The 7,047-nt window shown below is 40.8% G+C and carries 3 protein-coding genes; all 3 read left to right on the top strand.

Annotated features, from left to right (window positions below; translation table 11 throughout):
* Nucleotides 1-899: 899 nt before the first annotated feature.
* The 3 genes from ACT3RM_RS16370 to ACT3RM_RS16360 all read left to right on the top strand — a co-directional run bounded on the left by ACT3RM_RS16370 (nt 900) and on the right by ACT3RM_RS16360 (nt 6,999).
* Nucleotides 900-3,869 carry a TonB-dependent receptor gene (locus tag ACT3RM_RS16370; RefSeq protein WP_441836237.1) on the top strand — a complete coding sequence of 990 codons (2,970 nt, stop codon included), beginning with the start codon at nt 900-902 and terminating at the stop codon, nt 3,867-3,869.
* 93 nt (nt 3,870-3,962) lie between these two features.
* On the top strand, nt 3,963-5,498 hold the full coding sequence (locus tag ACT3RM_RS16365; RefSeq protein WP_441836238.1) for a tryptophan halogenase family protein: 1,536 nt from the start codon (nt 3,963-3,965) through the stop codon (nt 5,496-5,498).
* 7 nt (nt 5,499-5,505) lie between these two features.
* Nucleotides 5,506-6,999: a tryptophan halogenase family protein gene (locus ACT3RM_RS16360; protein ID WP_441836239.1), complete on the top strand. Its 1,494-nt coding sequence runs from the start codon at nt 5,506-5,508 to the stop codon at nt 6,997-6,999.
* Nucleotides 7,000-7,047: the final 48 nt, after the last annotated feature.

Genomic DNA, 7,047 nt, shown 5'->3' with positions numbered 1-7,047 from the left:
ACCTAACTTGAAGTTTGCTAATTCATTACATACCAAATCATTCTAAGGGGTAGCTCTAAATGGTTTTGTGCAAAGTTTAAAAGCTGCGCGCCGTATGCGATATATGGCGGCCTGTACTCACTAAAAGTACGCACTAAGAAATACCCCTGACTGGGTAAGTGAGTATCGACGACATGTCATATTATATAGCGGCTATCCGTTTAGGTTAAACTGGCACGACAGCACCGAAAACAAAGCCCCTATTACCATGGAAGCATTATAAACTAGCTATTTTGCTATCATTGCCCATTAACTCTCGCCACGATTCGGGTAAGTGTTGCCACGCTATTAAATTAAAGGTTGGTTCAACCGTTATGCTCGGTAGCCTTGTACCTAGCGCAGCCTATATCGCAGCCTTCTACGGCTATAGAAGTCGGTGTACCTAAAGCTTATATAGGTTTTGCAATGTTAAGCTCTTGGCTTCACCTTCGCGTCTAACGTTATTGTTGGCACTGGCTCATACCACCCACTTGCTATGGCAATGCAGTAAGTTAACTGCGCTTGTCAAATGAGTATAATTTTCAGCGCTTGGCTATACTCTTTGTAACCAACAGTTTGCATCCAACAGTTAATTATTCTCTTTTATCAAAATAAATGCCCGTAATCATATAATTAATATTGAGTTATATATTCAGCCTAGCGCAGCGAAACACTTATTAAACAATTATGTCGCAAAAATTTAAAGACAGTTGTTGACGTAGTGAGAAATTATCACTAACCTTTCTGGAAGCGCTTCCACACACGCACAATTTTCTTACTTTATTATGGTAGCGCTTCCATGTTTGCAATACATAAACTTGAACAACAATGTCTTACTATAAAGTAAGAAATAATAATGATAAAAGTACGAGGGAAACCTAATGTCCAATCATATTTTAAAGAAAACACAGTTAGCTACCAGCTTATCTTTGCTTTTAGGTGTTACTACTTTACCTACTCTAGCGGCTGAAGCTGAAAAGCCGGATAACTTAGAAGTTATTCAAGTGACAGGCTTCAAAGGAAGTATTAAAGAATCAACTCAGCTGAAGCGTTATTCTGCGGGGGTTGTTGATGCCATTTCTTCAGAAGATATAGGTAAATTTCCTGACACCAACTTAGCTGAATCACTACAACGCATTACTGGTGTTTCGATCGACCGTAGCAATGGTGAAGGCTCAAAAGTCACAGTGCGTGGTTTCGGTCCAGATTATAATATGGTGACATTAAACGGACGTACAATGCCAGCGGCTTCGATTCCTGCAGGTGGCGGTACGCCAAACTCTCGTTCTTACGATTTTGCCAATTTAGCTTCAGAAAGTGTGAGTGCAGTAGAAGTATATAAAACCGGTAAAGCAAGCATTGCGTCAGGCGGTATTGGCGCTACAATTAACATAAACACTGCTCGCCCACTGGATAACCCAGGTGTTGTAGCTAATGTTGGTGTTAAAGCTCAGCATGACACAACAAATCGTGTTGGCGATGATATCACCCCTGAGCTCTCAGGTATTTTTAGCTGGACCGATGAAGACGCTGTGTTTGGTGCTTCATTAACTGCAAGTGTGCAGGAACGAGATAGCTCAAGCACCGGGGCATTTGTTAATGAATGGCGTACCACAGAATATGACGGTACAATTCCTCAATCTGCTGATGATATCATCGTAGAAAATGCCCCTGCCATGGGTCAATATTATTCAATGCCATCAGATTTGCGCTATACAATTGCCGATCGTGAAAGAACACGTACAAATGCGCAATTAACATTACAATACAGCCCTGTTGACGACTTTACTGCAACCGTAGATTATACTTATTCAAAGCAAGATATTTATGAGTCTCGTGCAGAACAATCAATTTGGATGGATAACTATAAAAGCCACCTAATTTTTGATGATAACGAAGTTAAAACACCTATTTACTATAGCGAAGAACGTGGTGATTTATCTACCCGCGATTTGGGCTTAGCACTTCAAGAACAAAATCAAGTTAACGAAAATAAATCAATCGGCTTAAACCTTGAATATCATGTAAATGATTACCTTAGTTTCATGTTTGATGCGCATAGTTCTGAAGCAACCAGTAAGCCTGATGCAGAATATGGCAGTTGGGTAAATGCAGGGTTAGGTGCGAATGTTGTTGCAGGACAATCTGTCGATTTTAGCCGTGATTTACCTTCAATGGTTATCGACTTTGATGACTGCAGCCGAGATAACCTTAATTGTTCTGGCGCTTTAGAACAATCTGATGTAGGTACATCAATTCTAGATTCAAACTTTGCAAGTCAAGAGTCTACAGTTGATGAATTTCGTTTGCATGGTAAATACCTACTTGAAACAGGCAGTGTTGATTTTGGTATTGAATCACGCTCAATGGAAAGTCAATCATTACAATCATTAACTCGCAATACTATGGGTAACTGGGGAATTGAAAACCCTGGTGAACTTCCTGAAGGTTATTTAGATCCAACAAACTTCCTAGCTGAATTTGATGACTACAATACTTCTGATTCCTTTAACCAAGGTTTTACAGGTAGCGCCTCTGAAGTCGGTTATTGGGCCGCTGAACAGTACGGTTTTAATTTTGCGGCAGATGGCGCCTACGCGACCAATCGTACTATAAAAGAAGATATAACCGCTGCGTTTGTACAATATAATCACAATGGTGAAATTGGTGATATGCCATTTAACCTATCTGTTGGTGCGCGTTATGAAACAACCGATATCACATCAACTGCTAATATCGATTTACCAGACGCTGTCGCATGGGAAGGTAATAACGACTTTAACGTGCGTTACGGTACAAACAAGCAAGATTACTCACTTAGCTCTGACTATAATCACTTTTTACCAAGTATCGACTTTGATATTAATGTAATTGACGAGGTAACTTTACGTGCTTCATATAGTACGACGATTGCTCGCCCGACTTACGATAATTTAAGCTCAGCGGCCACAGTAGGTGTACCAACAGGTCCAGCCCTAATACCTGGAACTACCAATGCACCGGCATCGACAGGTAACCCTAGTTTAGTCCCCCTAGAATCAGATAATATTGATTTATCTGCTGAGTGGTATTATTCAGATGTAAGTTATGTTTCAGTAGGTTACTACAATAAAACGGTCGATAACTTTATTGGTTTATCACCAATGACCGAAAATTATTATGATCTGCGTGATGCATCTGCAGGCCCTCGCGCTGAAGCTGCTCGTGCTGAGCTTGCGGCACAAGGTCTTGCATTAACAGTTGCAAACTTATTCCAAATGGTTGCTGCAACAGAAAATAATGTTGCCTTTGATTCAATGTCTTATGAAGAGTTTGAAGCCGCATACGATATACTACCAAATAGTGATGATCCACTAATGGAGTTCACAGCTCAAGTACCGACTAACAATAAAGATGCCGTTATAGATGGTTACGAGATTGCACTGCAACACTTCTTTGGTGACTCAGGCTTTGGTATTCAAGCTAACTACACAATTGTAAATGGTGATATTGATTTTGATGTAGCCGCGGACCCAACTACAACCCAGTTTGCCTTGGTAGGTCTAAGTGATACGGCTAACTTTATTGCAATGTACGAAAATGATAAATTCCAAGCACGTATTGCCTACAACTGGCGTGATAAATTCTTAAATAGTGCCGCTCGTTATGTCAACGAACCAAGCTTTACTGAGGAATATTACCAAATTGATTTTAACGTTGCATATAACTACAGTGAGCAAATGTCATTTTTTGTTGAGGGGATAAATATTACCGAACAAAACCTAAGACAGCATGGCCGTTATGAAGCACAATTATGGAATCTTGAACAAAACGGTGCGCGCTATAATATTGGTATGCGCTATAACTTTTAACTCATGGTGACTGCCAACTCAGTCAGACTGTGAGTATTATTAAGCCGCTACCTGTTAGCGGCTTTTTACGTTATAAAAATGAAAGAGCATACAATGAGCAATGAAATGCAACATATTATAGTATTAGGAGGTGGCGCCGCAGGATGGCTAAGCGCAGGTTTATTAGCTGCTGAGCATCCAAGTAAACACATCACCTTAATTGAGTCTTCAAATATTGCCATATCAGGCGTAGGAGAAGGCACTTGGCCGTCAATGCGTAACACCCTCAAACGTATTGGGATTAAAGAGCGTGATTTTTTACGCTATTGTGACGCTTCATTTAAACAAGGTTCTAAGTTTATTAACTGGCGTAATTTAGACAGCGGCGAAAACTACTACCACCCATTTATGACCCCTGATGGCTACCTAGAAACAAATTTACATGCTTACTGGCAAAAAAATGCATCAGCACAAAAGTACGCCGATGCAGTTAATATGCAAAGCTTTGTTTGCCAAGCGGCTCTTGCGCCTAAACAGTTACACACACCAGAATACGCCGCTGTTACTAATTATGGCTATCACCTTGATGCAGGAAAGTTCGCTACATTTTTAAAAGAGCACTGCGTAGAAAAACTGGGCGTTAAGCATATTATTGATGATGTACTTGATGTAAAAAATGACAGTGATGATTATATTCAGTCACTCAGTACTACCACTCACGGTGAAATACACGGTGACTTATTTATTGATTGCTCTGGAGCGAGAGCACGTCTAATAGGCGAGCATTATAAGGCTGAGTTTCTTACTCAAGATCACATCCTATTTAATAACAGCGCAATTGCCGCACATGTCCCCTACGCGAACGATCAACAAGAAATTGCATCGGCCACGTTATCAACCGCGCAAACTAACGGTTGGATTTGGGATATTGGTCTACCGAGCCGTCGCGGTATTGGTTATACCTATTGCGATAAATACTGTGACGAGCAAACAGCTATAAACGTCTTAAAACGTTATGCTGTGCAATCTATTGGAAAACAAACCGCCAAGCAACTACAAACTCGTAAGCTTAGCTTTAACCCCGGTTACCGAAAACAATTTTGGCTTAAAAACTGCCTTGCCGTCGGAATGTCACAAGGTTTTATAGAGCCACTCGAAGCATCAGCTCTTGCTATGGTCGAACTGTCAATCAGTATGTTGAGCGAGCAACTGCCACAAAACCGTATTCATATGGACATGTTAGCGACTCGATTTAATAAACGCTTTCGTTATCGTTGGCAACGCGTAATCGACTTTTTAAAGTTACATTATATTTTAAGTGAACGTGATGATAGCCAATACTGGCGCGATATAAAAAGCCCCGCAAGTATCCCAAGTAACTTAGCAGAGCTAATGACTATTTGGCAGTATCAGCCACCTAGCAGATTTGATCTCGTTCAAAATGAAGAAATATTTCCCTCAGCAAGTTATCAATACGTGCTATATGGTATGGGCTTTAATACACAAAATACGGAAGTAGAAAGCACTTTTAACAACCCAAAGGCCGGGCATTATTTTTACCAACAAAATCGTGAAAAAATTGCCAAGTACCTAAAAGGACTACCAAGCAATCGCACGTTATTAAATCAACTCTTAAACAATAAGGTTTAACCAGACAATGGCACACACTAAACAAATAAAAAATGTGGTGATCGCTGGCGGCGGAACAGCAGGCTGGATGGCAGCAGCAGCGTTGACTAAGCTCGTTGGTAATAATATCAACATAACCTTGATTGAGTCTGACGAAATAGCAACGGTTGGTGTAGGTGAAGCCACTATCCCACCTATTCGCACTTTTCATAAATTACTTGGCATAAACGAACAAGCCTTTATGAAGGCCACGCAAGCAAGCTTTAAGCTAGGAATTAGCTTCGAAAATTGGGGTCAAAAAAACACCGACTATATTCACTCATTTGGCATGACAGGGAAAGAGTGCTGGGCTGGCGAGTTTCACCACTTTTGGCTACAGAGTTTATCCTTAGGATTAGAATCTGAGTTTGGCGAATACTGTTATGAGCTACAAGCCGCTAAGCAAGGTAAATTTGCCTTTAATCAACAAAACCCTATCAACTATGCGTTTCATATGGATGCAAGCCGCTATGCGTTATTCTTACGTGAATTTTCAGAAAACTTAGGGGTGAAACGCCTTGAAGGAAAAATCACCCGCGTAAACAAATGTACCGAGTCAGGTTATATACAAAGCCTAACTCTTGGCGATAACAGCACTATTGACGGGGATTTTTTTATTGATTGTACTGGTTTTCGAGGCCTACTTATTGAGCAAGCCTTACATACAGGTTACGAAGATTGGTCACACTTACTACCGTGCGATAGCGCAATTGCAGTACAAACTAAAGCTGTAAATGACAACATCACACCCTATACCCGTGCAATTGCGCATGAAGCCGGTTGGCAATGGCAAATTCCGCTGCAGCAACGTGTAGGCAACGGCTTAGTGTATTGTAGCCGCTATTTAGCTGACGAAGACGCTAAGCAATTACTTCTTGAGAACATTCAAGGTAAAACCTTAACTGAGCCTAAAGTCATAAAATTTAAAACAGGTCGGCGCCGTAAAGGCTGGAATAAAAACTGTTTAGCACTGGGCCTTGCCAGTGGCTTTGTAGAGCCGCTTGAATCGACTAGTATCCACTTAATTATGTCCGGGGTCATTCGTTTTATGCGACTATTTCCGTTTAATGGCATTACTGAGCAAGCGATCAGTGAATACAATAAGCAACTAAAAAGTGAGATCGAAAATATCCGTGACTTTATCGTGCTGCATTACAAAGTCACTGAACGCTCTGACAGCGAATTTTGGCGTCACTGTAAAAGCATGGAAGTACCAGAGACGCTAGCCCATAAAATTAGCTTGTTTAAAGAAACCGGCCGGGTATTTTTAGATGACGGCGATATATTTCGAGTCGACTCATGGGTGCAAGTAATGCTAGGCCAAGGTATCAAACCTAAGCAACACCATTTAATTGCCAGCCTAATGAGTGATGATGAACTAAGCCGCTTTTTAAGCAGTATTAAACAACAAATTACTCAGCGTGTGGCACAACTACCAATGCATAAAACCTTCTTACAACAATATTGCCCTGCAAACGAGTGATCATAAAAAAAGCCCTTTAAACACTTAAAGGGCTTTGAAAAACCCAAC

Origin of the sequence: Pseudoalteromonas sp. AOP7-A1-14 (assembly GCF_052376275.1) — a bacterium.
Classification (GTDB): domain Bacteria; phylum Pseudomonadota; class Gammaproteobacteria; order Enterobacterales; family Alteromonadaceae; genus Pseudoalteromonas.
Note: the sequence above shows the minus strand (reverse complement) of the source record. Positions and strands in the feature narration are given on the sequence as shown.

Coding starts and splice junctions, on each gene's coding strand:
- ACT3RM_RS16370 (WP_441836237.1), top strand. CDS start 900: ATGTCCAATCATATTTTAAAGAAAACACAGTTAGCTACCAGCTTATCT.
- ACT3RM_RS16365 (WP_441836238.1), top strand. CDS start 3,963: ATGAGCAATGAAATGCAACATATTATAGTATTAGGAGGTGGCGCCGCA.
- ACT3RM_RS16360 (WP_441836239.1), top strand. CDS start 5,506: ATGGCACACACTAAACAAATAAAAAATGTGGTGATCGCTGGCGGCGGA.